At 34.1% G+C, this 2,790-nt stretch carries 3 protein-coding genes; all 3 read left to right on the forward strand.

Annotated elements, in window-relative coordinates:
* Positions 1 to 176 precede the first annotated feature (176 nt).
* Positions 177 to 1,379, forward strand: a complete 1,203-nt coding sequence (locus BUC06_RS24235; RefSeq protein WP_073336993.1) for a hypothetical protein — start codon at positions 177 to 179, stop codon at positions 1,377 to 1,379.
* Between the two features lie 130 nt (positions 1,380 to 1,509).
* A complete protein-coding gene (gcvH, locus tag BUC06_RS23210) occupies positions 1,510 to 1,887 on the forward strand; it encodes a glycine cleavage system protein GcvH (RefSeq protein ID WP_073336995.1) in 378 nt (125 codons plus the stop codon).
* Positions 1,888 to 1,912: 25 nt separating this feature from the next.
* Positions 1,913 to 2,239, forward strand: a complete 327-nt coding sequence (locus tag BUC06_RS23215) for a VanZ family protein (protein WP_262487943.1) — start codon at positions 1,913 to 1,915, stop codon at positions 2,237 to 2,239.
* Positions 2,240 to 2,790 lie beyond the last annotated feature (551 nt).

Here is a 2,790-nt window from a genome sequence, read left to right on the forward strand (position 1 = left end):
AAGACTTAATCTAAAAGGAAAGAGTCCGGTACAGTACCGAACTCTTTCATATAATAATATTGTTTAATTTTGTCTAAACTTTGGGGTGCAGTCTAAAGAAGGGGATTTTAGTTTTATTTCACGTTTTTTGGAATAGCTTAGTCTATATGGTATCTTTGTTCATAATTTTTTAAAATATGAAAAAAATTACTTTATCTTTTTTTAGCCTATTATCTATAGTGTCTGTAGCGCAGAGCTTGTCACCCACAGGGTCAATTACAGCCCCTGGTTCAGCTGATAATTTTAAGGGTGGTTACACTTTTGCCTATGCAACTTCTGGAACACCTTGGAATGGCTCACTCATAAGTTTTGGTGGCTTTGCAAATCAGTATGATACACAAATCAGTTCCGCCTATAATGGAAACAGTATGTCTTTCAGAACAAGAAATGGGGATTTTAATGTTTGGAATTCTTGGAATGAATTGGCAACTAAAGGAGCAAATGATTTTATGGGTAAGCAAACGATTATGGGAAATGTAGGTATAGGAACTCAAGCTCCATCCGAAAAACTTACTGTTTCTGGCGACCATCAAAACTCTATCATTTTATTACATTCTTCTGGTGATGGAGTAAATAATCCTGCTAATTTATCACTTTGGGCTTCAGAGCCTCAAGAAACATATACCGGTGTAGGAATCGGTAATAATGTTAGAAACTATGGTACTGGGCAATCATTTCCACGTATAAATACAAACTTAGGAGGTTCTTATATAAGGTTGTTGGAGAATCATATTAATTTTAACTTAATCTCTAATACTGGAATTAAAAAACAAATAGCCACTCTTTATAGCGATAGATTTGAGGTCAATACACCAATTTATTCTAAAGAAAGTTCCAATGAGGGAGGAGCTCTTGTTCTTGAAAAACCTTCAAAAACTTCTGGAAATATAGCAAGGAAATGGGCATTATACAATATGACAGGTTCTTATGGCAATTCACTTCAGTTTTGGAGTTATTCCTCTGATGGAGCATCCTATGGATCAAAGCTTAAGATTTCTGATGATGGAAATATGGCTCTGTATGGTAAATTCGAAGCAAAAGAAGTAAAGGTAACTCTTACTCCTACAGCTGATTTTGTATTTGATGAAAACTATAACTTACCAAAACTGGAAGAGATAGAAAAGCATATTAAAGAGAAAAAGCATCTTCCCGAGATTGCATCGGCAGCACAGATGGAAAAAGAAGGGGTTAATATTGGAGAGTTTCAGATTAAGCTTCTTCAGAAAATCGAAGAACTTACATTGTATACTATTGAGCAGAATAAGCAGTTGAAAAAACTTCAGGAAAATAATGACAAGCTCATGAATGAAGTAGAGGAACTAAAAGCCATGAAAAAATAGTGATTATCATAGATCCAATCGCTGCTTTTGTAGCGATCTTTTATTTTGACTCTAAAATTTGCTCAAGATATTCATTAGCTCTTTGAACCTTTTATTATTTTGAATACATTTGTATAAAATAAAAATTAAAATGAATACACCATCAGAATTAAAGTACACGAAAGATCACGAATGGATCAAGATCGAAGGTAATGTTGCGACAATCGGTATTACAGACTTTGCACAAGGAGAGCTTGGTGATATCGTATACGTAGATGTAGATACCGTAGATGATGATATTGAAGGAGGAGCTGTTTTCGGAAGTGTAGAAGCGGTAAAGACTGTTTCAGATTTATTCTTGCCTATTTCAGGAAAAGTGATTGAATTTAATTCACAATTGGAAGATCAGCCTGAGCTTTTGAATACAGATCCTTATGGAGACGGATGGATCATTAAGTTAGAACTTGCTGATGGCGCAGATCATTCGGAACTGCTTACTGCAGAAGAATACCAGGCAATCATTGGATAAGGTTTCAAAAATATTTAGTAAGATTTTGCCCATTTATTGGGCATTTCTTACTTATATGCTCCTCAAACCCGGTGAAGAGAACCAGGAATATTGGTTCATGTTCGACGGTATTGACAAAGTTTTACATCTGAGCATATTTGCAATGTTGGGTTTCTGCTTCATCGCCACCTTTCCTAAAATCAAATTTTCCTATTTCTTTCAGATCATTCTTATATATGCCTTTCTTACAGAGATCCTCCAGGAGGAGATGGGTTTGGGAAGATCCATGGAATCTCTAGATATTGTAGCAGATACTATTGGATGCTTAATTGGATACTATATATATAAGATCTTAATTAAGCGTTTTTTCTAGCTCAAAATACCTGCTATTTTGTATTCGTCCCTTGTGGATAAGTCCACTATTTAAATAAATAATTAGTAATCAAAATCTTATGGATATACTTATCCCCATTATGCGTGCTGTATGAATTTTATGTTAAATAAGTTTGTTTTGCGTTTTAATAAGTTGTTATCTTTGCCCCACTGAAAAACGAGAGTTGTTTAGTAGCACAGAAGAGCTTTTAGGTAAGCGATACTATTTATGAAAAAGCTTTATAGGAGCTAAAAAATGATCTGATTAATTTTTAGAAATAAAAGTTGTGGGGTTTAAAAATTTTAGTATCTTTGCAGTCCGGTTAAACGGAGCGCAGAAGCAGTAAGGACAGATGTTTGTCAGGGAGTTAAGGTTACTTAAAAAACTTCAAATTTTCTTTGGAAAACATTTTGTCATTTAGAAATAAATAATTACTTTTGCAACCGCAAATAGAGAACAGAACGACAGAAAAGCTTCTCTATGTTTTGCGGAAAGAAAAAAGATCATTGACATACAATATACAACCAAGTAAGAAAAAAACTAAAGCGTAA

It is taken from the genome of Chryseobacterium carnipullorum (assembly GCF_900142785.1).
In the GTDB taxonomy this organism is placed as follows: Bacteria; Bacteroidota; Bacteroidia; order Flavobacteriales; family Weeksellaceae; genus Chryseobacterium; species Chryseobacterium carnipullorum.